This is a genomic window from Rothia halotolerans (genome assembly GCF_004136635.1).
Classification (GTDB): domain Bacteria; phylum Actinomycetota; class Actinomycetes; order Actinomycetales; family Micrococcaceae; genus Rothia; species Rothia halotolerans.
Genome location: NZ_NOIU01000003.1, coordinates 107,609 through 127,893, shown reverse-complemented (window position 1 = coordinate 127,893; position 20,285 = coordinate 107,609). Strand labels below are relative to the sequence as shown.

Genomic DNA, 20,285 nt, shown 5'->3' with positions numbered 1-20,285 from the left:
ATCCGGGCCCCGCGGGCGGGGCCACGTGCCCCGCCGGTCGGCTCAGCCCTCGGGACGCTTCCGGACGCCCTTGAGCACCTCGTCGACCTGCAGCCTGCCGGTCACGATCCCCGTCGCGTCGTCGACGAACTGGCCGACCCGCTCCTCTCGCGTGTACTCCTCGCGCGTGTACTCGCCGGCCTGCTGGGACTGCTTGGCGCTGCCGTAGACCCAGAAGCGGTATGCGAAGTAGCGCACCACCGTGCCGAGGACCGTGCCGACGATGGTCCCGGAGATGAAGGACGCCTCGCGCGACGTCATCCCCAGCACGTGGAAGGTGAACAGCACGCAGCCGGACTCCACGCCGATGCCGATGAGGTTGACGACCGCGAACTGGAACGCCTCGCGCCACTTGTTCTCCTGCCGCTTCTCGCGGAAGGTCCACAGGCGGTTGACGATCCAGGAGAAGACGGTCGCTATCACGCCGGCGATGAACTTGGCCTTGCCGTGGCCGTCGTCCTGGAACCAGGTGCTCATCAGCACCCACGTGACGGAGGCGTTCACGATGAAGGCCATGCCGCCCACGATCCCGAACTTCAGGACCTCCTTGATGAAGAGCTCCCAGAGCCCTCGGATTTTCTCGGCAACGGTGGACACTCAGTCTCCAGTGGATCGGCTTCAGATGCGCCGCTCGGGCCCTTCAGCGAAAACGGCTCGCGGGCGCGCGGCGCTGACGAGCCGGGACGGGCGGCGGTTCATCCGAAGAGTCTACTCACAGCCGCTGGGATTATCCGGTGAAAGCGCGTGGGACATGACCGTGACGTATGTCAACGGGTAGCCTGGGACGGTGAGCTTTCCTGTAACCGGACCTGTAGTCGGAGTGATCGGCGGCGGCCAGCTGGCCCGCATGATGGCCCCCGAGGCCTCAGAACTCGGCGTCGAGCTGCGCATCCTCGCGGAGTCGCCCGAGGTGTGCGCGGCGGCCGTGGTGCCGACGGCCCCCGTCGGGGACTACCGCGACCTCGACGCGCTGCGCCGCTTCGCGCTGGGCGTCGACGTCGTCACCTTCGACCACGAGCACGTCCCCTCCGAGCACCTGCACGCCCTCCTCGCCGAGGGCGTGAACGTCCAGCCCGGCCCCGAGGCGCTGATCCACGCCCAGGACAAGATCGAGATGCGCCGCGCCGTCGAGCGCCTCGGCCTCCCCAACCCGGCCTGGGCCGCCGTGTCCTCCCCGGAGGAGCTGATCGACTTCGGCGAGCGCGCCGGCTGGCCCGTGGTGCTGAAGACCCCGCGCGGCGGGTACGACGGCAAGGGCGTCATGATCGTGGAGCACGACGACGCCCGCGGCGAGGCCGTCGCCGAGTGGTTCGCCGCGGCGCGGGAGAGCGGCGTGGACGAGGGAGCCCTGCTCGCCGAGGAGAAGGTCCCCTTCTCCCGCGAGCTCTCGGCCCTGGTCGCCCGGCGCCCCTCCGGCGAGGCCCGGGCGTGGGACGTCGTCGAGTCCATCCAGGTGGACTCGGTGTGCGACGAGATCATCGCCCCCGCCCCCGGGATCTCCCCCGAGACCGCCGAGGCCGCGCGGGAGGCCGCGCTGAGCATCGCCCGGGAGCTGGGCGTCACCGGCGTGATGGCCGCCGAGCTGTTCGAGGTGCCCGGGCGCGGCCCCGGCTTCGTCGTCAACGAGCTGGCCATGCGCCCCCACAACTCCGGGCACTGGACCATGGACGGCTCGGTCACCAGCCAGTTCGAGCAGCACCTGCGCGCCGTGCTGGACCTGCCGCTGGGCGGCACGGGGCGCACCGCCGAGAGCACCGTCATGAAGAACTACCTGGGCGGGTCCAACCCGGACCTGTTCTCGGCGTACCCCGCCGCGATGGCCGCCCACCCCGACGCCAAGGTGCACACCTACGGCAAGGGCGTCCGGCCGGGCCGCAAGGTCGGGCACGTCAACGTCACCGGCCCCGCCGCCGAGGTGGCTCGCCTGCGCGAGGAGGCCGCGGGCGCCGCGGGCATCATCCGCGACGGCGCCCCGCAGGACGCGGCGGAGCACCCCTGGAACAGGAGCGAACGATGAGCTATTCGGAAGGCCCCGCCGTGGTGGGGATCGTCATGGGCTCGGACTCCGACTGGCCGGTCCTGGAGGCCGCCGCGGAGGTCCTCGAGGAGCTGGAGATCCCCTACGAGGCCCGCGTGGTCTCGGCGCACCGCATGCCCGAGGAGATGGTCGAGTACGGCCGCAGCGCCGAGGAGCGCGGCCTGCGGGTCATCGTCGCGGGCGCGGGCGGGGCCGCCCACCTGCCCGGCATGCTCGCGTCCCTGACGGTGCTGCCGGTCATCGGCGTGCCGGTCAAGCTGAAGTCCCTGGACGGGATGGACTCCCTGCTGTCCATCGTGCAGATGCCCGCCGGGGTCCCCGTCGCCACGGTGTCCATCGACGGTGCCCGCAACGCCGGCCTGCTGGCCGCGCGCATCCTGGGCGCCGGCGGCACCCCGGCCGCGGCGGAGGTCCGCTCCGACCTGCGAGACTTCGCCCAGGACCTGCGGCAGAGCGCCCGGGACAAGGGCGAGGCCCTCCAGCGCAGGGTCCGGGGCCGCCGGGCCGAGGAGCCCGGAGAGGACTCCTCGCGGGACGGCGAGGAGTCGGGCGGGGCCTACGCCCCCTGATCCTCCCTCCCCCGCGCGGGCCCCTCCCCCGAGGCCGGTCCGCGCCGGGGGCCGCAACGGACCGGGCCAGGAGCGACCCTCCTGCCCGCCCCTTCCCACGGACCGGCCCGCGAAGCCCGGGCGGCCCGCTTCCCCGACCTCGGCAGAGATATGACCCCTCCTTCGAACCACGCGCAGCATCCCGACCAGCCGGCCGCCGAGCGGGGCCTGGACGACCCGGTCGGCAAGCCGCACCTCACCGACCCCCTGCGCAGTCCCGACCTCGCGGGGACGGTCACGCGCACCAAGCGGGCCTGGATCCTGCTGCTGCTCACCACCTTCCTGCCGGGATCCGCCCAGCTGATCGCGGGCCACCGCACGCTGGGCCGGCGCGCCCTGACGGTGACGTTCTCCGTCTGGTCCCTGCTGATCCTCGCGGGGCTGCTCTTCCTGCTCCACCGCACCTGGCTGTTCTCCCTCGTGACGGGGAGGTTCACCTCGCTGGTGCTGATGGTGGCGATGATCCTCCTCGCGATCGGCTGGGCCCTGCTGTTCCTGGACACGCTGCGCCTGATCCGCCCCGGGCTCCTCGCGCAGGGCATGCGGCCCGCGGTCCTGATCGGCTGCGTCGTGCTCATGGTCGTCACCTCGGGCTCGCTGGGCTACTCCGCCTACCTGGTGGGGGTGGGGCGCTCGGCGCTGAACAGCATCTTCTCGGGCGGGCAGGCCTTCAAGCCCACGGACGGCCGTTACAACTTCCTGCTGATGGGCGGCGACGCCGGCGAGGACCGCGTGGGGCGCCGCCCCGACTCCATGACGGTGTTCAGCGTCGACGCCAAGACCGGCCAGGCCGTGACCATCTCCCTGCCCCGCAACATGCAGAACGCCCAGTTCTCCGAGGACTCGCCGCTGTGGGAGGCGTACCCCGACGGCTTCAACTGCGGCGACGAGTGCATCCTCAACGCCCTCTACCCCACGGTCGCCCAGGAGCACCCCGACCTCTACCCCGACTCCCCGGACCCGGGAGCGGAGGCCATGAAGGACGCCGCCTCGGGCATCACCGGCCTGGACATCCAGGCGTACATCGTGGTGGACATGGACGGCTTCTCCAACCTGATCGACGCGCTGGGCGGCATCACGGTCGACGTCGGCGGCCGGGTCCCCATCGGCGGCGGCACCGACGAGATCACCGGCGAGAAGAACCCCATCGACGGGTACATCGAGCCCGGCGTGCAGCACCTCGACGGCTTCCACGCGCTCTGGTACGCCCGCTCCCGCGAGGGGGCCTCCGACTACGACCGCGAGGCGCGCCAGCGCTGCGTCCAGTCGGCGATGCTCGCCCAGCTGGACCCGGCGAACGTGCTGACCAAGTTCCAGTCCATCACCGATGCCGGCGAGCAGATCATCGAGACCGACATCCCCGAGGCCCAGCTCTCGAGCTTCGTGGACGTGGGGCTGAAGGCGAAAGACCACGAGCTGATCCAGTACGGCGCCGCGCCGCCGTACTACGAGGACATGTTCCCGACCTACCCGGACTACGACCAGTTCCGCTCGGGCGTCTCCGAGGTCATCGAGGGCTCGAAGTCCGGCCAGACGCCGACGCCGCTCGCCGCCCTGCCCGCCGCCTCGATCGTCGGCATGGGCCAGCAGCTCGCGCTGGGCGAGACGCCGGAGCAGGCCGGGACCGCCGACGTCGAGCTGGCGGCCGAGCTGACGGAGAACGGCACCTGCTCGGTCCCGTGACCGGGAGGCGGGAGCGGGCCGGGCGGCCCGGTCAGCTCCCGCCCTCCCCCGCCGTTACAGTGGAGTCCATGACGAATTTTCTGCAATCGGAGGCCTGGGCCGCTTTCCAGCGCGACCTCGGGCACGAGGTGTTCCGCGGGGAGGGCCCCGGCTACTCCTACCTGGCCACCCTGGAGGGCGGCCGGACCGGCCGCTACCTGTACTGCCCGTACGGCCCCGACGCCGACTCCCCGGGCGCCTTCGACGCCGCCCTGGCCGACCTGCGCCGCCTCGCCCGGTCCAAGGACTGCCTGTTCGTCAGGGTCGAGCCGACCGACGCCGCGGTCTTCCCCGGCGACGCGGACCCGGCGGCCGAGCTGCGCCGCCGCGGCCTGCGCCTGGCCCCGCGCCAGATCCAGCCGAGCCACACCTGGATGGTCGACCTCGAGCAGGAGGAGGACGCCCTGCTCAAGGGCATGACCTCCACCAACCGCAACCTGCACCGGAACATCCACAAGAAGGGCGTGACCTTCGAGGCCTCGCACGACCCGGCCGACGTCGAGGTCCTGACCCGCTACCTCGGCAGGACCGCCGAGCGCGTGGGCTTCAACCGGCAGAAGGACGACTACCTGGCCCAGGCCGCGCAGTCGCTGCTCCCGGGCGGCGCGGCGACGCTGTACCTGGCGAAGCTCGAGGGCGAGCCGATCGGCGCCGCCCTGGTCTACGACTCGGACGACACCCGCACCTACGCCCACGCCTCGATGTCCTTCGAGCACCGCCGGCTCAGCGCCAACAACCCGCTGGTCTCCTTCATGATGCTGGAGGCCAAGGAGAAGGGCCTGGCCCGCTTCGACATGTTCGGCATCGCCCCGGAGGGTCAGCCGGACCACGAGTGGGCGGGGTTCACCAAGTTCAAGAAGTCCTTCGGCGGCTACCCCGTGACCTACCCCGGGACCTGGGACCTGCCGGTCAGCGCGGTCGGCTACCGCGCCTTCCGGCTGGCCTACGCGGCCAAGGAGAAGGCGGTGCCGTTCCTGCGGGAGAAGGCCCTGCCGGCCGCACGACGCGCGGGGGCCTCGGCGAAGGCGCGGCTCACGCGCCGCTGAGCTCCGTGGCAGAACGACGCCGCGGCGGCCCGCCCCCTCGTCAGGGACGGGCCGCCGCGGCGTCGTGAACTGGGCTCTCCTCGCGGGCCTACCGCTCGTAGCGCTCCCACTTGGTGGCCAGGTGCTCGGCCTCGACCATGCGCACCGTGCCGGAGCGCGAGCGCATCACGATCGACTGCGTGCTGATCCGCGGGCCGGAGTAGCGGACGCCGCGCAGCAGGTCGCCGTCGGTCACGCCGGTCGCCGCGAAGAAGCAGTTGTCGCTGGTGACGAGCTCGTCGGTGGTCAGCACGGCGTCGAGGTCCAGGCCGGCGTCGATGGCCTTCTGCTTCTCGTCGTCGTCGATGGGGGCCAGGCGGCCCTGGATCACGCCGCCGGTGGCCTTGATGGCGCAGGCCGCGACGATCCCCTCGGGGGTGCCGCCGGTGCCGAGCATCACGTCGACGCCGGTGTTCTCCCGGCACGCGGCGATGGCCCCGGCGACGTCGCCGTCCATGATCATCCGCGTGCGGGCGCCGGTGGCCCGGACCTCCTCGACCAGCTGCGCGTGGCGCGGCCGGTCCAGGATGCACACGGTCAGCTGGTTGATCTTCTTGTTCTTGGCCTTGGCCACCAGGTGGAGGTTCTGCTTGACGGGCAGGCGCAGGTCCACCAGGTCCGCGGCGTCGGGGCCGGTGATGATCTTCTCCATGTAGAACACGGCGGAGGGGTCGAACATCGAGCCGCCGTCGGCCATCGCGATGACCGAGAGGGCGTTGTTCATCCCGAGCGCGGTCAGCCGGGTGCCGTCGATCGGGTCCACCGCGACGTCGAGCGCCGGGCCGTCGCCGTCGCCCAGCTTCTCGCCGTTGTAGAGCATGGGGGCCTCGTCCTTCTCCCCCTCGCCGATCACCACGGTGCCGTTGAACTGTACGGTGGAGAGCATGGTGCGCATCGCGTCCACCGCGGCGCCGTCGGCGGCGTTCTTGTCCCCCGCGCCGACCCAGTGGCCGCCGGCGATCGCGGCCGCCTCGGTGACGCGCACGAGCTCGAGCGCCAGGTTGCGGTCCGCCTGGTTGTTCTGGTCTGTCAGTTGAAGTGACACAGGAATCCTCGCCTTCGAAGTGGTGTCCCGCGACGTCCACCGCGCCCCGTGATGGGGGCCGCACCGACGCCAGCTGCAGGTTTCATCCCTCAGCTTACCGACTCCCCCGGGCCGGCCCCGGTTGATTTCATCACCCCCGCCGCAGCGCCGCCGCTTTGTGCCTCCCCCGAGGTGGGGCACAATGACCTACGTGAACCAAGCGAGCGATGAACAGCAGGAGCGGGTCCTCCCGCAGATCACCGAGAAGCAGGCCAAGAGGCTCAACACTCCCCTGCGCGCGATCATCATCACGATGATCGCCCTGCTGGCCATCACCCTCCCCTTCGTCTGGCTCCAGCCCCGGCCGGACAACCAGACCTACCGGCCCGAGGTCGACCTCGAGCAGACGGCTTCCGAGGCCAGCCGGGAGGCGGGGTACGACGTCGTCGCCCCCGACCTGGAGGAGCCGTGGCACGCGAACTTCGCCCGCTGGAACGCCGGAACCACGGACGGCGTCCCCTACTGGGAGACCGGCTTCGTGACCCCCGGCGGCGGCTTCATCACGGTGACCCAGGCCGCCGACGCCAACCCGACCTGGATCGCCCAGCGGACCGACTCGGCCCCCGCGACGGGAGAGATCGAGGCCGGCGGAGCCGACTGGGAGACCCGCGTCTCCCGGGCCTCCGACGGCGAGGAGGAGACCGTGACCTCCTACGTCGGGCAGCTCGAGGACACCACGGTGATCCTGAGCGGCACCGCCGACGACGCCGACTTCGAGGACATGAGCCGCGCCGTCGTCGACTCCTCGCAGCGGTCCTCCGCCGACTAGCCCCCGCCGCCGGTCCCGCACCCGCGGGGCCGGCCCGATACGACCGACAACCACGCAGGGAGACCCACGCCCATGGCACTCGAGAACGCATCGACGCAGCTGACCCCCGATCAGGCCTGGCAGCGCCTGGCCGAGGGCAACGCCCGCTTCGTGGCCGGCGCCTCGGCCCACCCCAACCAGGACGCCGCCCGCCGGGAGTCCCTCACCGAGGGGCAGCACCCCTTCGCGGTGATCTTCGGCTGCTCCGACTCCCGCCTGGCCGCGGAGATCATCTTCGACCTCGGCCTCGGCGACACCTTCGTGGTCCGCACCGCCGGCCAGGTCCTCGGCGCCGCCTCGCTCGGCTCGCTGGAGTACGCGGTGGCGGAGCTCGAGGTCCCGCTGATCGTGGTGCTCGGCCACGACTCCTGCGGCGCCGTGACCGCCACCCAGCAGGCGGCCGAGAGCGGGAAGATGCCCACCGGCTTCGTCCGCGACCTGGTCGAAGCCATCATGCCCTCGGTCATCGCCACCCGGCACGACGCCGGTGAGGCCGCGGGGGTCAACGACATGGTGCGCGAGCACACCCGGCAGTCGGCCGAACGCATCGTCGACCAGTCCAAGATCATCACCCGGGCCGTCGAGGAAGGGCGCACCGCCGTCCTCGGCGTCTTCTACAACCTGCGGGACGGCAAGGCCGAACTGGTCTCCTCCTCGCAGGGCCTGTGACCCTGGGTCCCGTCCGCCCGCCCGCACGTCCTAAAGTGGAGACCATGACTGACAACGCAGAATTCCGCATCGAGCACGACACCATGGGAGAGGTCCGCGTCCCCGCCGAGGCCCTCTACAGCGCGCAGACCCAGCGCGCGGTGGAGAACTTCCCCATCTCCGGCTCGACCCTCGAATCCGCCCACATCGCGGCGCTGGCGCTGGTGAAGAAGGCGGCGGCCACCGCCAACGAGGAGCTGGGAGTGCTCGACGCCGAGCGCGCCGGCGCCATCCGCGAGGCCGCCGACCAGGTCGCCTCCCACCGGCACGACGGCGAGTTCCCCATCGACGTCTTCCAGACCGGCTCGGGCACCTCCTCCAACATGAACACCAACGAGGTCCTGGCGACGCTGGCCACCCGCGCCCTGGAGGGCGAGGACGTCGAGGTCCACCCCAACGATCACGTCAACGCCTCGCAGTCCTCCAACGACGTCTTCCCCACCTCGGTGCACGTGGCCGTCACCGGAGCGCTCATCAACGACCTCAAGCCCGCCCTGGACACCCTGGCCTCCGCCCTGGAGCGCAAGGCCGAGGAGTTCAAGGACGTCGTGAAGTCCGGGCGCACCCACCTCATGGACGCCACCCCGGTGACCCTGGGCCAGGAGTTCTCCGGCTACGCGGCTCAGGTGCGCTACGGCATCGAGCGCATCGACGCCTCGCTGCCGCGCGTCGCCGAGGTCCCGCTGGGCGGCACCGCCGTGGGCACCGGCATTAACACCCCGGACGGCTTCTCCGCGCGGGTCATCGAGCTGCTGGCCGAGGAGACCGGCCTGCCGCTGACCGAGGCCCGCAACCACTTCGAGGCCCAGGCCAACCGCGACGGCCTCGTGGAGGCCTCCGGCCAGCTGCGCAGCATCGCCTACTCGCTGATGAAGATCTGCAACGACATCCGCTGGATGGGCTCCGGCCCCAACACCGGCCTGGGCGAGCTGCGCATCCCCGACCTGCAGCCGGGCTCCTCGATCATGCCGGGCAAGGTCAACCCCGTGATCTGCGAGGCCGTCATCCAGGTGGCCGCTCAGGTGATCGGCAACGACACCACGGTCGCGCTGTCCTCCACCAACGGCGCCTTCGAGCTCAACGTGGGCATCCCGGTCATGGCCAAGAACCTGCTGGAGTCGATCCGCCTGCTCGGCAACGCCTCCTCCGTGATGGCCGAGAAGATGGTCGACGGGCTCGCCGCCAACGTGGAGCGCGCCCGCTTCCTCGCCGAGGCGTCCCCCTCGACCGTCACCCCCATGAACAAGCTCATCGGCTACGAGGCGGCCGCGAAGATCGCCAAGCACGCCGTGAACAACAAGACCACCGTTCGCGACGCCGTCGTCGAGCTGGGTTACGTCGAGCGGGGTGAGGTCACCGAGCAGCAGCTCGACGAGGCCCTCGACGTGACGAAGATGCTGGGCTCCTTCTAGCCCGTCAGGCCCGCGTCCCCGCGGGGGCGCGGAAACAGGCCGGGCGACGTCGTGAACTTCCCGATTCCACGACGTCGCCCGGTTTTCCCGTACCCGGCCGCGGCCCGGGGCCGGCCCGGCCCACGCGAATCCGGTCCCTGCCGGGCGGCGGAGGAGATGTACCTCGCCTCCCCGTGTGATGATGGTCAAGAGGCGCCCTCCGGCGGAATAACGCCTCCCGGAGGATACTTGCACTGACCAGAAGGTCACCATCGGCTGGATCGGCATCTCATGCCGAGGAATCGAGGAACTGTGAAGCTCGCGGAACAGATCGTCAACCAACTCATCAACGCCGGAGTCCGCCGGATCTACGGGATCGTCGGCGACTCGCTCAACCCCATCGTCGACGCCGTGCGCGCCACCGGCGGCTCCAAGAAGGGCGGGATCGACTGGGTCCACGTCCGCCACGAGGAGGCGGCGGCCTTCGCCGCCAGCGCCGAGGCGCAGCTGACCGGGGAGCTCGCGGTCTGCGCCGGCTCCTGCGGGCCGGGTAACCTCCACCTCATCAACGGCCTCTACGACGCCAACCGCTCGCAGGCCCCCGTGCTGGCCATCGCCTCGCACATCCCCAGCAAGCAGATCGGCCAGGGCTACTTCCAGGAGACCCACCCGGACCGGCTCTTCCAGGACTGCACCGTGTACAACGAGCTGGTCTCCACCACCGAGCAGGCCCCCCGCGTGCTCTCCAGCGCGATCCGCCACGCCGTCGGCAAGTCCGGCGTCTCCGTGGTGACGCTGCCCGGGGACCTCGCGGACGAGGAGGCCAGTGTCGAGGCCCCGGTGATCGGCGAACTGCGCCGCTCGCCGGTGGTGCCCTCGGACGCGACCATCGCCGAGCTGGCCACCGAGGTCAACGGCGCGCAGAAGGTCGCGCTGTTCGTCGGGATCGGCGTCGCCGGCGCCCACGACGAGGTCATCGAGCTGGCCGAGAAGGCCGCCGCCCCCATCGGCCACTCCCTGCGCGGCAAGGACTTCATCCAGTACGACAACCCGTACGACGTCGGCATGACCGGCCTGCTGGGCTACGGCGCGGCGGCCGAGGGCATCCACGACGCGGACCTGATGATCATGCTGGGCACCGACTTCCCCTACGACCAGTTCCTGCCGGACACCAAGACCGTGCAGGTGGACCTGGCGCCGGAGAAGATGGGCCGCCGCACCGACGTCGACCTCCAGATCGAGGGCAGCGTCAAGGAGACGCTGGAGAAGCTGCTGCCGATGGTCGAGCAGAAGAAGGACCGGAAGTGGCTGGACCGCGTGCTGAAGAAGCACGACAAGATCATGAACAAGGCCGTGGGCGCCTACACCCGGAAGGTGGAGAAGCACCAGCCGATCCACCCGGAGTACGCGGCGTCGGTCCTGGACGAGGTCGCCGCCGAGGACGCCGTCTTCACCGCGGACACCGGCATGTGCAACGTGTGGTCGGCCCGCTACATCCGGCCGCTGGGCACCCGCCGGCTCATCGGGTCCTACCTGCACGGCTCGATGGCCAACGCCATGCCGCAGTCCATCGGCGCGCAGATGGCCTACCCCGGCCGCCAGGTCGTCTCGATCTCCGGCGACGGCGGCCTGTCGATGCTGCTGGGCGATCTCATCACCATCGCGACCTACCGGCTGCCGGTCAACGTGGTGGTCTTCAACAACTCGACGCTGGGCATGGTCAAGCTCGAGATGCTGGTGGACGGGCTCGCCGACTTCGGCGTCGACGTCCCGGAGACCAACTACTCGGAGATCGCGCGCGCCATGGGCTTCCGGTCCGTGCGCGTCGAGGATCCCCGGAAGCTGAAGAAGGCCTACGAGGAGGCGCTGTCCCACGACGGCCCCGCGCTGGTCGAGGTCGTCACCGACCCGATGTCGCTCTCCGTGCCGCCGGAGATCTCCAGCGACCAGATCTGGGGCTTCGCGACCGCGATGTCCAAGATCGTGCTGAACCGCGGCGCCGGCGAGGCGGTCTCGATGGCGCGGTCCAACCTGCGCAACGTCCAGGCCGTGCGGCAGTGGTGACCGCGCCCGCGCGGCTCCGCGGCTGAGGAGCCGCGCGGCCGGCCCTCCTCCCCTGCCGCGATGCAGCGCGAAGCCCCCGCGAGATCCTCGCGGGGGCTTCGCGCTGCGCACGGGGTCTTCCGGCGGGCAGAGAGCGGTGTCCCGAGCCGCCCCGGCCCCGGCGGGCCCTCGCCCTGCCCGATCGGGCCCTCGGCGTTCCCGGGCGAGCCCTCGGCCTTCCCGGGCGGGCCCTCAATCCCCGCGGACGAAGCGGGTGGTGCCGTCGAACTCCGCGGCGTCGCGGATGCGCCGCAGCATGCGGGGGCTCATCTCCGGCAGCTCACCGGGCGAGGCCCAGACCACCTCGGTGGACTCGTCGTCGTTCACCCGCGCCGTGCCGCTGAGGTAGCGGCAGCGGAAGGTCAGGTCCATGAACTGCACGTTGTCCCCGTTGGGGAACCGCCGCGGGGACTCGCTCTTGACCGCGGCCAGCCCCTCGACCTCCACGACGACGCCGGCCTCCTCCTCGGCCTCGCGCGCGGCGGTCACCGCAGGCTCCTCCCCCGGGTCGACGATCCCCGTGATCGGCGTCCAGGCGCCGTTGTCGGAGCGCCGGCACAGCAGGATGCGTCCCTGCTCGTCGAAGATCACCGCCGTCACCCCGGTCATCCACAGCAGGTCGTGGCCGATCTTCTCGCGGAGCTTCAGCACGAACTCGGGGGTGGGCATGGGGTTCCTCCTCGGTGAGGGGCTGCGGCCGGTCTGACGTGACCACCCTACTAGCCGCCCGGCGGCTCAGAGCAGGCGCGCGGGGGCGGCCAGCCAGACCGCCGCCGCGCCCAGCAGCATCCACGGCCCCAGGGCGAGGCGGTCCTCCGGCCTCGCCCGCCCGGCCAGGACCAGCAGGGCCGCCCACAGCCCGCCCAGCAGCGCGGTCAGCAGCAGTCCGGCCGCCGCGTGCGGCACGGAGAGGAGCCCCAGGAGCGCGCCCAGGGCCGGGGCCAGGCGGACGTCGCCCCGGCCCACCGCCCCCGGCGAGAGGCAGCGCGCCAGGAGCGGGACCGCGACGTGCAGGAGGGCCCCGGCGAGGCCGCCGAGCAGCGCCCCAGGCCTCCCCGCGAGGAGGAAGGCCGCCGCGGCGGGCGCCACCGCCAGGGGGTAGAGGGCATCGACCCACCGGCGGGGCAGCCGGTGCCCGACGGCGTCGGACCAGCCCAGCCGCGCCCCCACGGCGAGCGCCGCCAGGACCGAGAGCCCGCCCAGCAGCGCCGCGAGGGCTCCCGTCCCCTCCCCTCCGGAGTCGGACCACCAGCCGGCGAGCAGCCGCAGCACGGCGGGCCCGCCCGCTCAGGAGCCGAAGCGCCGCTGGCGGCTCGCGAAGTCGCGGAGGGCCCGCAGGAAGTCGACCCGTCGGAAGTCGGGCCACAGCGCCTCGCAGAAGTAGAACTCCGAGTAGGCCGACTGCCACATCATGAACCCGGAGAGCCGCTGCTCCCCCGAGGTGCGGATCACCAGGTCGGGGTCCGGCTGGCCGCGGGTGTAGAGATAGCCCGAGATGTCGTCCGCGCGAAGGGTCCGCGCGACCTCGCGCATGTCCCGCCCCTGGTCCGCCGCCTCCCCGAGCAGCTCCCGGACGGCGTCGACGATCTCCTGCCGGCCGCCGTACCCGACCGCGATGTTCACGTGCAGCCCCCGCGCACCGGCGGTCTGCTCGGTCACCCGCTGCAGGTTCTGGTAGAGCGCCTCGGGCAGGAGTTCCAGGGCCCCCATCGGCTGGAGGCGGGCCGTGCCGCTCTCGCCCAGCTGCTGGAGCAGGTCGTCGATCACGCTCATCAGGTCGCCCAGCTCCGAGGCGGGGCGCTTCAGGTTCTCGGTCGAGAGCATGTAGAGGGTCACGACGTCGATCCCCAGCTCCCGGCACCAGCCGAGGAACTCGACGATCCGCTCGGCCCCCTTCTGGTGGCCGTGCTTGGTGGGCTCCCCCATAAGCTTGGCCCAGCGCCGGTTGCCGTCCACCATCACGCCCACGTGGCGGGGCAGCCGGTCCGCGGGGATCGACGAGACGAGCCTGCGTTCGTAGATCGCGTAGAGAGGCTTCGGTAGCTTCATGCTCGTCCTTCCCCATCCGGGTTCCTCTGCTGTCCGCCCGACGCCGAGCCCGCAGCGGGGCACGAGGACGGCCGGACCAGTCTAACCGTACTCCGCCCGCGGCGTGCTTCCCGCCGTGTCCACAGGCGGGACGCTCGCGGCAGGCGCGGCGGGCGCGGCGCCCGGGACGGAGGGGCGCCCGCGGCGGCCGGGACGCTCGCTGCCGCCTGGGCGCTCGCGGCCGGAGGGGCGCCCGCCCCCAGGCAACTCACGGACCCGCCCGCTACGATGAGTGCGTACGACGCCTCGGAAGGTGGGAATGCATGGCTGGTGGGTCCGGAGCGGACACGGGCGAGCGGGCCGGAGACCGGCGCTCGCACCGGCGGCTGGCGCAGGCCGAGCGCCTCGAGCGCCGGGCCGAGCAGCTGCGCGCCCGGGCCGGCTCCGCCACGCGCGCCGCGGCCTCCTACGCCGAGGACGTGGCCAGCTCCGCCGCGCACCGCTTCGCCGACGTGCTCGAGCGCAAGCCGCTGTGGCGCGGGTGGCTGCACGCCTCCTTCGCACCGGTGGCGTTCGCCGCCGGCATCGTGCTGATCGTCCTGGCGGGCGGGGGCGAGCGCTCCGCCGCGTGCGCGGTGTTCGCGCTGACCAGCGTCGTCCTCTTCGGGGTCTCGGGGATGTACCACCGCGCCTACTGGTCCCCGCGGGCCCAACTGCTGCTCAAGCGGCTGGACCACTCGAACATCTCGCTCATCATCGCCGGGACCTACACGCCGCTGGCGCTGGTCATGCTGACGCAGCCCAGGACGGCCGTGCTGCTGTGGAGCATCTGGGGATGCGCGCTCCTGCTGATCGTCTTCCGGGTCTTCTGGACCCAGGCGCCGCGGATGCTCTACACGCCGCTGTACGTGGTGATGGGGCTCATGGCGGTGTTCTACCTGGGCGACTTCTGGAGCGTCAGCCCCGTGGCCACCCTGCTGATCGCGGCCGGGGGCGCGTGCTACATCACCGGCGCGGTGTTCTACGCCCTGAAGCGGCCGCATCTGTCCCCGCGGGTCTTCGGCTTCCACGAGCTCTTCCACGTGTGCACGATCCTGGGCTTCGCCTGCCACTACGTCGCCATCGTGTTCGCCCTGCACGCCTGAGGGCGGGCCGGGCCCCCTCCGGGCGGCACGGCGTGCGCGGGCCGCCCGGCCGAGCAGCCGGGCGGCGGTCCGCGGACCTAGCGGTCCGAGGGGTCGCGCGGGGCCTCCCCCGCCTCGCCCTCGGGCCCGCCCCGGTCCTCGGCGTCGGCGGCCTCTCCGGAGGGGGCCGCGGCGCCGGCGGAGCCCTCCTCCCGGGCACGCCGCTCCTCGGCCTCCCGGGCCATCGCGTAGTCGAAGCGGTTCTTCATCCGCCGCTGACGGCGCGTGTGGTCCAGGATCAGCAGCACCACCGCCACCACCAGGATGAAGGTGACGACGAATCCGATGGTGCCGGGCGCCACCTGATTCGGGTCGAGACCCGGCTTGAGGGTCGGGGACTCCTGCCCCGGCGCCGCGAACAGCACGGCGGCGTTCAGCATCGCCGCGCTCATCGGGCCCCAGCGCTCCGTCCGGCGCCCTCGGCACCCGCCGTCCCGCCCTCTGCGGCGTAGTCGATCCCGGCTCCGAAGTCGTCCTCCGGCGTCGTGGTCTCCACGCGGCTCTCCACCAGCGTGTAGTCCTCCCAGGGCCAGACCTGCTGCTGGATCTCCGTGGGCACGGCGAAGAAGAAGCCGTCCGGGTCCACCTGGGAGACGTGGGCGACGAGGGCGGCGTCGCGCTGGTCGAAGAACTCGGCGCACGGGATCTGGGTGGTCGTGCTGTGCCGCGAGACCGGCGGGGCGCCCTCCGGCTCCGACTCGGCCCACTGGGCCAGGCGCTCGGCGTACGGGGAGGGGATGCCGCGCTCCGTGAGGGCCTCGTGCAGGGCCTTGAAGCGGTCCACGTTGAAGGCCCGGTCGTAGTAGAGCTTCGCCGGCGTCCAGGGCTCGCCCGTGCCGGGGTAGCGCGAGGCGTCGCCCGCCGCGTCCCAGGCCTCGATGGAGACCTTGTGGGACATGATGTGGTCGGGGTGGGGGTAGCCGCCGTTCTCGTCGTAGGAGAGGATCACGTGCGGCTTGAAGCTGCGCACGAGGCCGACGACCGGCGCCGCGGCGCGCTCCAGGGGCAGCGTCGCGAAGCTGCCCCACGGCAGCGGCGGCAGGGGGTCCCCCTCGGGCAGGCCGGAGTCCGTGAACCCGAGCCAGCGGTGCTCGACGCCGAGCGCGCGCTGGGCGTTCGCCATCTCCTGATGACGCAGCCCGGGCAGGTCCCAGTGCGAGCGGGGATTCTCCTCGACGCCGGGGTTGAGGATCGAGCCGCGCTCGCCCCCCGTGCAGCTGAGCACCATCACGCGCGCTCCGTGCGCCGCGTAGTACGCCATCGAGGCGGCGCCCTTGCTCGACTCGTCATCCGGGTGCGCGTGGATCGCGAGGATCCTCAGCCCGGAGAAGTCCGGGCGAGAAGATGCATGGTCGGAGACGACGGCCGAAGCCGGTTCCTGCGGGTCTGGCACAGCCTGACACCCCATCCTTTCGATACAATGGTGACGAGTTCACGATACCCTCACGGGACGGCACCGTGCAGTGACCACTGACGCAGTGCCCGGCCCCGGCCGGTACACCCTTCGACTGGCAGGCACCCTCAGAGAAATTGACCTCTCCCACTCTAGACCAGCGCTACGGCAGGCAACGCCCCAGGAAGCGGCTGGGCACCCGCGCCTGGCTGGCCATCGCCGCCGTCGCGATCATCGTCTCGGCGGCCTTCGCCGCCTGGATCGCGCTCTCCGACGCGGACGCCCCCACCTTCAAGGAGGTCAGCTTCGACATCGAGTCCGCCGACCAGGCGGGCCTGGACTTCGAGCTGACCAAGGACGACGACGCCGTGGTGACCTGCGCGGTCCAGGCCCTGAACGACCAGCACGCCACCGTCGGCTGGGACGAGGTCAGCATCGGCGAGGTGCCCGAGGACCAGCTGAGCAACAGGACCTCCGCGCACCACGTGCAGCTGCTCACCACCTCCCCCGCCCACACGGTGACCGTCGACTCCTGCTGGCCGAGTGACAGCTAGCGGCGAAATCTTCTGACGTTCTCTGCGTCACTCGTTACACTCGAAGGACCGACGTATCCCGCCATGGGCATCCCGTGGCGGGTTTTATCTATCCGAAACGACGTGACCGGGGACCGACCCCCCGGCCGCGGGAGCACACACGTCCCGCGGCGTCACCCCGAGGAGCGACTATGTCTGAAGAAACCACCGAATCCGGCGCCTGGCTCACCCAGGAGGCCTACGACCGGCTCCAGGCGGAGCTCGAGGAGCGCCAGGGCCCCAAGCGCCAGGAGATCGTCGACCGCATCGAGGCCGCCCGCGAGGAGGGGGACCTGCGCGAGAACGGCGGGTACCACGCGGCCAAGGAGGAGCAGGGCAAGAACGAGGGGCGCATCGCGCAGCTGAAGTACCTCATCGAGCACTCGGAGGTCGGCCAGAAGCCGGCGGACGACGGCGTCGTCGAGCCCGGGATGCTGGTGGAGGCCGAGATCAGCGGCAGGACCCTGACCTTCCTGCTGGGCAGCCGGGAGGTCGCGGACACGCTGGTGGGCGACCAGGACATCCAGGTCTTCAGCGAGAAGTCCCCCATGGGCCAGGCCATCAACGGGCACCGCGTCGGCGACCAGCTGACCTACGAGGCCCCCAACGGCAAGGACATCACCCTCAAGGTGATCTCCGCCAAGCCCTACTGACCGCGGCGGGCCTCAGCGCCCGGCCGAGGATGCGCGAAGGCCGCGACCCGAGGGGTCGCGGCCTTCGTCGTCCCCGCCCATGGGGCCGCGAGGAACAGCGCGGGGCTGACGCCTAGGCTCAGGGATCCTGCGAGCGAGCGCTGGTGGCGCGGCGCCCAAGACCCGGCACCCGGCACCCGGCACCCGGCACCCGGCACCCGGCACCCGGCCTAGGAGACCACGATGGGCTGCAGTCCCTCGGCCTCCAGGGCCCGCAGCACCTCGTCGCTGTGCTCGTTGCCCTTGGTCTCCATGTCGATGGTGATCGAGACGTCCCCCATCGAGAGCGAGCCGCCCACCCGCGTGTGGTCGACGCCGGTCACGTTGGCGTCGCACTCGGCGATGACCCGCGAGATGGTCGCGAGCTCGCCGGGGCGGTCCGTGAGCATGATCTTGATGGTCAGGTAGCGTCCCGCCGCCGAGAGCCCCCGCTGGATCACCTTGAGCATGAGCATCGGGTCGATGTTGCCGCCTGAGAGCAGGCACACCGTGGAGCCCAGGTCGCCGTAGCGCTCGGTGAGCTCGCCGTCGAGCAGCGCCGCGACGCCCACCGCCCCGGCGGGCTCGACCACCAGCTTGTTGCGCTCGATGAGGAAGATGAGGGCGCGGGCGAGGCCGTCCTCGGAGACGGTCACGACGTCGTCCACCAGCTCCTTGATGATGGAGAAGGGCAGCTGGCCCGGCCGCCCCACCGCGATGCCGTCGGCGATGGTCGAGACCCGCTTGAGCGGCACGAGCGCGTCCGCGGCCAGCGAGGGCGGGTAGGCCGCGGCGTGCTCCGCCTGGACCCCGATCACGCGGATCCTCCGGCCGGTGCGGGCCTCGTGCGCCTTGGCGGCGATCGCGACCCCCGCCAGCAGCCCTCCGCCGCCGACGCCGGTGATGATGGTCTCCACGTCCGGCACCTGCCGGATGACCTCCAGCCCGAGCGTGCCCTGGCCGGCGATGATGTCCGGGTTGTCGAAGGGGTGGACGAAGACGGCGCCGACCTGATCGGCGTAGCGCTTCGCCTCCGCCAGCGCCTCGTCCACGGTGCTCCCGTGCAGGATGACCTCGGCGCCGTGGCTCTGCGTCGCCGCGATCTTCGGCAGGGCCGCGCCCTTGGGCATGTAGATCCTGGCCGAGATCTCCAGCTTGGAGGCGGCGAGCGCCACCCCCTGGGCGTGGTTGCCCGCCGAGGCCGCGACGACGCCGGCCGCCTTCTCCTCCTCGGAGAGCTTGGCCATCCGGGTGTAGGCCCCTCGGACCTTGAACGAGCCCGAGCGCTGCAGGTTCTCCGCCTTCAGGTGCACGGGGGACCCGATCTCCCGCTCGAGCGCGCGGGAGTGGGCGACCGGGGTGACCTCGGTGATCCCCTCCAGCAGCTTCGCCGCCGCCTCGATGTCCTGGATGGTGACCGGGAGATTCTCCAGATGATGCATGCTTGAGTCCTTACCGGGCGCGGACCGTCGCGCCCCCCTACGAGACTAGTCCTCCGACGTCGTGCGCGCGGAGGCCGCCTCCCCGTCTCCCGGCTGCTGGGACGCCGCGGCGGGGTGCTCCGCCTCCTCGGCGTCCTTCTTCGACTCGCCGCGCGAGATCCTGTCCTTGACCCGCTGGGCCGCCGTCTTCTTGGACTCCCGCGCGATCTCCCAGGGGTACTTGAAGGGCTCGGCGCGGATCTGGGTGTCGTGCTCCCACTGACGGCCGGCCAGGTACCTGACCACGGTGTTCAGCACCGCCATGACCGGCACCGCGAACAGCGCGCCGACGATCCCCAGCACCATGGAGCCCAGGGCCACGGCCAGCACCACGGCCAGCGGGTGCAGGGAGACGGCCTTGCCCATCACCAGCGGCTGCAGGATGTGGGACTCGATCTGCTGGACCAGCAGCACCATGAGCAGCATGAGCAGGGCATTGAACGGGCCGTTGGCGACCAGCGCCAGCAGGACGGCGACCGCGCCCGTCGCCACGGCGCCGATGACCGGGATGAAGGATCCGAGGAAGACGAGCACGCCCAGCGGGAAGGCCAGGGGCACCCCCAGGAAGAAGGCCGAGAGGCCGATGCCGACGGCGTCGACGAAGGCCACGAACACCTGGATGCGGGCGTAGGAGACCAGCGAGTGCCAGCCGCGGCGGCCGGCGCCGTTGACCGCGCGCCGGGCCTGCTGGGGGAAGAGCTTGACCAGGAACAGCCAGATGCGCTCGCCCTCGAGCAGGAAGAAGATGAGCGTGAACAGCGTGATCAGCAGGCCGGTGCCCACCTCGCCGGCCGTGGACCCCACGGCCGCCGCGCCGGTGAGCAGCTGCTGGGAGTTGTTGCGGACGGTCTCGATCAGCGAGTTGATCGCGTTGTCCACCTGCTCCACCGACAGGTGCAGCGGGCCCTCCGAGAGCCAGGTCATGAGCTGCTGGTAGCCGGCGACCACCTGGTCGGAGAGCTCGGAGAACCCGACCACCAGCTGCTGGCCCACCAGCGCGAGCAGGCCCACCACCAGGATGATCGCCCCGACCTCGGTGATCGCGGTGGCGATCCCCGCGTGGACCCGCCGCTTCCGCAGCCACCGCACGGCGGGGTAGAGCAGCCCCGCCAGCAGGGCCGCCACCGCCACCGAGATGATGACGGTGCTGATCGGGCGGGAGAGCCACACGATCACGCCCGCCATCGCGAGGATGATCAGGACCCGCCATGACCATGCGGCGGCGGTGGTGATGCCGTAGGGGACGTCCTGCGCCCCTCGGGACCGGAGAGCGGGGCCCCGCCCGTCGGAGGTGCCCGACGTCGGCGGAGTCCCGCTGGAGGATGCCTGGGTAGAAGTCATGACCCTCATTCTAAGCAGAACGGACGACG

20 protein-coding genes are annotated in these 20,285 nt (G+C 71.6%); 11 read left to right on the top strand and 9 right to left on the bottom strand.

Translation table 11 applies throughout. The annotated features are described in order from the left end of the window. Positions 1 to 42: 42 nt before the first annotated feature. On the bottom strand, positions 43 to 636 hold the full coding sequence (locus EWV39_RS10385) for a GtrA family protein (protein ID WP_238148290.1): 594 nt from the start codon (positions 634 to 636) through the stop codon (positions 43 to 45). Positions 637 to 886: 250 nt separating this feature from the next. Here EWV39_RS10385 and EWV39_RS10380 point away from each other — a divergent pair, with 250 nt between their 5' ends. The 4 genes from EWV39_RS10380 (at position 887) to EWV39_RS10365 (ending at position 5,453) form a co-directional block, all read left to right on the top strand. Next, positions 887 to 2,056 carry a 5-(carboxyamino)imidazole ribonucleotide synthase gene (locus EWV39_RS10380; protein ID WP_238148289.1) on the top strand — a complete coding sequence of 390 codons (1,170 nt, stop codon included), beginning with the start codon at positions 887 to 889 and terminating at the stop codon, positions 2,054 to 2,056. Continuing rightward, on the top strand, positions 2,053 to 2,646 hold the full coding sequence (gene purE / locus EWV39_RS10375) for a 5-(carboxyamino)imidazole ribonucleotide mutase (protein ID WP_129659619.1): 594 nt from the start codon (positions 2,053 to 2,055) through the stop codon (positions 2,644 to 2,646). Before EWV39_RS10380 ends, purE begins: the two co-directional genes overlap by 4 nt. A 150-nt stretch (positions 2,647 to 2,796) precedes the next feature. Continuing rightward, a complete protein-coding gene (locus EWV39_RS10370; RefSeq protein WP_129659616.1) occupies positions 2,797 to 4,368 on the top strand; it encodes an LCP family protein in 1,572 nt (523 codons plus the stop codon). A gap of 68 nt (positions 4,369 to 4,436) precedes the next feature. Continuing rightward, entirely contained in the window at positions 4,437 to 5,453 is a 1,017-nt protein-coding gene (locus EWV39_RS10365) for a lipid II:glycine glycyltransferase FemX (protein ID WP_129659613.1), read from the top strand. An 88-nt stretch (positions 5,454 to 5,541) separates the two neighbouring features. Here EWV39_RS10365 and glpX read toward each other — a convergent pair whose 3' ends face one another. Continuing rightward, entirely contained in the window at positions 5,542 to 6,525 is a 984-nt protein-coding gene (gene glpX, locus EWV39_RS10360) for a class II fructose-bisphosphatase (protein WP_129660083.1), read from the bottom strand. Between the two features lie 193 nt (positions 6,526 to 6,718). Here glpX and EWV39_RS10355 point away from each other — a divergent pair, with 193 nt between their 5' ends. The 4 genes from EWV39_RS10355 to EWV39_RS10340 all read left to right on the top strand — a co-directional run bounded on the left by EWV39_RS10355 (position 6,719) and on the right by EWV39_RS10340 (position 11,547). Next, positions 6,719 to 7,345, top strand: coding sequence for a DUF4245 domain-containing protein (locus EWV39_RS10355; protein WP_129659610.1), 627 nt, complete (start codon positions 6,719 to 6,721; stop codon positions 7,343 to 7,345). A gap of 72 nt (positions 7,346 to 7,417) precedes the next feature. Next, a complete protein-coding gene (locus tag EWV39_RS10350; RefSeq protein ID WP_129659607.1) occupies positions 7,418 to 8,053 on the top strand; it encodes a carbonic anhydrase in 636 nt (211 codons plus the stop codon). Positions 8,054 to 8,097: 44 nt separating this feature from the next. Next, positions 8,098 to 9,504 (top strand): class II fumarate hydratase, encoded by a 1,407-nt coding sequence (locus EWV39_RS10345; protein WP_129659604.1) that lies wholly within the window; start codon positions 8,098 to 8,100, stop codon positions 9,502 to 9,504. A 270-nt stretch (positions 9,505 to 9,774) separates the two neighbouring features. After that, entirely contained in the window at positions 9,775 to 11,547 is a 1,773-nt protein-coding gene (locus EWV39_RS10340; protein ID WP_129659601.1) for a pyruvate dehydrogenase, read from the top strand. 231 nt (positions 11,548 to 11,778) lie between these two features. Here EWV39_RS10340 and EWV39_RS10335 read toward each other — a convergent pair whose 3' ends face one another. The 3 genes from EWV39_RS10335 to EWV39_RS10325 form a co-directional block, all read right to left on the bottom strand. Then, positions 11,779 to 12,255, bottom strand: a complete 477-nt coding sequence (locus tag EWV39_RS10335) for an NUDIX hydrolase (RefSeq protein WP_129659598.1) — start codon at positions 12,253 to 12,255, stop codon at positions 11,779 to 11,781. Between the two features lie 66 nt (positions 12,256 to 12,321). Then, a complete protein-coding gene (locus EWV39_RS10330; protein WP_129659595.1) occupies positions 12,322 to 12,858 on the bottom strand; it encodes a hypothetical protein in 537 nt (178 codons plus the stop codon). A gap of 15 nt (positions 12,859 to 12,873) precedes the next feature. Next, a complete protein-coding gene (locus EWV39_RS10325) occupies positions 12,874 to 13,635 on the bottom strand; it encodes an isoprenyl transferase (protein ID WP_129659592.1) in 762 nt (253 codons plus the stop codon). A gap of 302 nt (positions 13,636 to 13,937) precedes the next feature. Here EWV39_RS10325 and trhA point away from each other — a divergent pair, with 302 nt between their 5' ends. Beyond that, positions 13,938 to 14,759, top strand: coding sequence for a PAQR family membrane homeostasis protein TrhA (trhA, locus tag EWV39_RS10320; RefSeq protein WP_129659589.1), 822 nt, complete (start codon positions 13,938 to 13,940; stop codon positions 14,757 to 14,759). Between the two features lie 77 nt (positions 14,760 to 14,836). Here the strand turns inward: trhA and EWV39_RS10315 are convergent, their stop codons facing one another. Together EWV39_RS10315 and mca are read right to left on the bottom strand one after the other, a co-directional pair. After that, a complete protein-coding gene (locus EWV39_RS10315; protein WP_129659586.1) occupies positions 14,837 to 15,178 on the bottom strand; it encodes a hypothetical protein in 342 nt (113 codons plus the stop codon). 8 nt (positions 15,179 to 15,186) lie between these two features. Then, positions 15,187 to 16,191, bottom strand: a complete 1,005-nt coding sequence (gene mca / locus EWV39_RS10310; RefSeq protein ID WP_420329962.1) for a mycothiol conjugate amidase Mca — start codon at positions 16,189 to 16,191, stop codon at positions 15,187 to 15,189. Positions 16,192 to 16,328: 137 nt separating this feature from the next. Here mca and EWV39_RS10305 point away from each other — a divergent pair, with 137 nt between their 5' ends. Together EWV39_RS10305 and greA are read left to right on the top strand one after the other, a co-directional pair. Further along, complete coding sequence (locus tag EWV39_RS10305) at positions 16,329 to 16,745, top strand: DUF4307 domain-containing protein (protein WP_238148288.1); 417 nt, start codon at positions 16,329 to 16,331, stop codon at positions 16,743 to 16,745. A gap of 170 nt (positions 16,746 to 16,915) precedes the next feature. After that, on the top strand, positions 16,916 to 17,416 hold the full coding sequence (gene greA, locus EWV39_RS10300; protein WP_129659579.1) for a transcription elongation factor GreA: 501 nt from the start codon (positions 16,916 to 16,918) through the stop codon (positions 17,414 to 17,416). A 209-nt stretch (positions 17,417 to 17,625) separates the two neighbouring features. Here greA and ilvA read toward each other — a convergent pair whose 3' ends face one another. Both ilvA and EWV39_RS10285 read right to left on the bottom strand, forming a co-directional pair. Further along, complete coding sequence (ilvA, locus tag EWV39_RS10295; RefSeq protein WP_129659576.1) at positions 17,626 to 18,876, bottom strand: threonine ammonia-lyase; 1,251 nt, start codon at positions 18,874 to 18,876, stop codon at positions 17,626 to 17,628. Positions 18,877 to 18,921: 45 nt separating this feature from the next. Further along, complete coding sequence (locus tag EWV39_RS10285) at positions 18,922 to 20,256, bottom strand: AI-2E family transporter (RefSeq protein WP_129659574.1); 1,335 nt, start codon at positions 20,254 to 20,256, stop codon at positions 18,922 to 18,924. Positions 20,257 to 20,285: the final 29 nt, after the last annotated feature.

What these genes read in the sequence shown, in the direction of transcription:
- EWV39_RS10380 (WP_238148289.1), top strand. Translation starts at nt 887, where the DNA reads ATGATGGCCCCCGAGGCCTCAGAACTCGGCGTCGAGCTGCGCATCCTC.
- purE (WP_129659619.1), top strand. Translation starts at nt 2,053, where the DNA reads ATGAGCTATTCGGAAGGCCCCGCCGTGGTGGGGATCGTCATGGGCTCG.
- EWV39_RS10370 (WP_129659616.1), top strand. Translation starts at nt 2,797, where the DNA reads ATGACCCCTCCTTCGAACCACGCGCAGCATCCCGACCAGCCGGCCGCC.
- EWV39_RS10365 (WP_129659613.1), top strand. Translation starts at nt 4,437, where the DNA reads ATGACGAATTTTCTGCAATCGGAGGCCTGGGCCGCTTTCCAGCGCGAC.
- EWV39_RS10355 (WP_129659610.1), top strand. Translation starts at nt 6,719, where the DNA reads ATGACCTACGTGAACCAAGCGAGCGATGAACAGCAGGAGCGGGTCCTC.
- EWV39_RS10350 (WP_129659607.1), top strand. Translation starts at nt 7,418, where the DNA reads ATGGCACTCGAGAACGCATCGACGCAGCTGACCCCCGATCAGGCCTGG.
- EWV39_RS10345 (WP_129659604.1), top strand. Translation starts at nt 8,098, where the DNA reads ATGACTGACAACGCAGAATTCCGCATCGAGCACGACACCATGGGAGAG.
- EWV39_RS10340 (WP_129659601.1), top strand. Translation starts at nt 9,775, where the DNA reads ATGCCGAGGAATCGAGGAACTGTGAAGCTCGCGGAACAGATCGTCAAC.
- EWV39_RS10335 (WP_129659598.1), bottom strand. Translation starts at nt 12,255, where the DNA reads ATGCCCACCCCCGAGTTCGTGCTGAAGCTCCGCGAGAAGATCGGCCAC.
- EWV39_RS10325 (WP_129659592.1), bottom strand. Translation starts at nt 13,635, where the DNA reads ATGAAGCTACCGAAGCCTCTCTACGCGATCTACGAACGCAGGCTCGTC.
- trhA (WP_129659589.1), top strand. Translation starts at nt 13,938, where the DNA reads ATGGCTGGTGGGTCCGGAGCGGACACGGGCGAGCGGGCCGGAGACCGG.
- EWV39_RS10315 (WP_129659586.1), bottom strand. Translation starts at nt 15,178, where the DNA reads ATGCTGAACGCCGCCGTGCTGTTCGCGGCGCCGGGGCAGGAGTCCCCG.
- greA (WP_129659579.1), top strand. Translation starts at nt 16,916, where the DNA reads ATGTCTGAAGAAACCACCGAATCCGGCGCCTGGCTCACCCAGGAGGCC.
- ilvA (WP_129659576.1), bottom strand. Translation starts at nt 18,876, where the DNA reads ATGCATCATCTGGAGAATCTCCCGGTCACCATCCAGGACATCGAGGCG.
- EWV39_RS10285 (WP_129659574.1), bottom strand. Translation starts at nt 20,256, where the DNA reads ATGACTTCTACCCAGGCATCCTCCAGCGGGACTCCGCCGACGTCGGGC.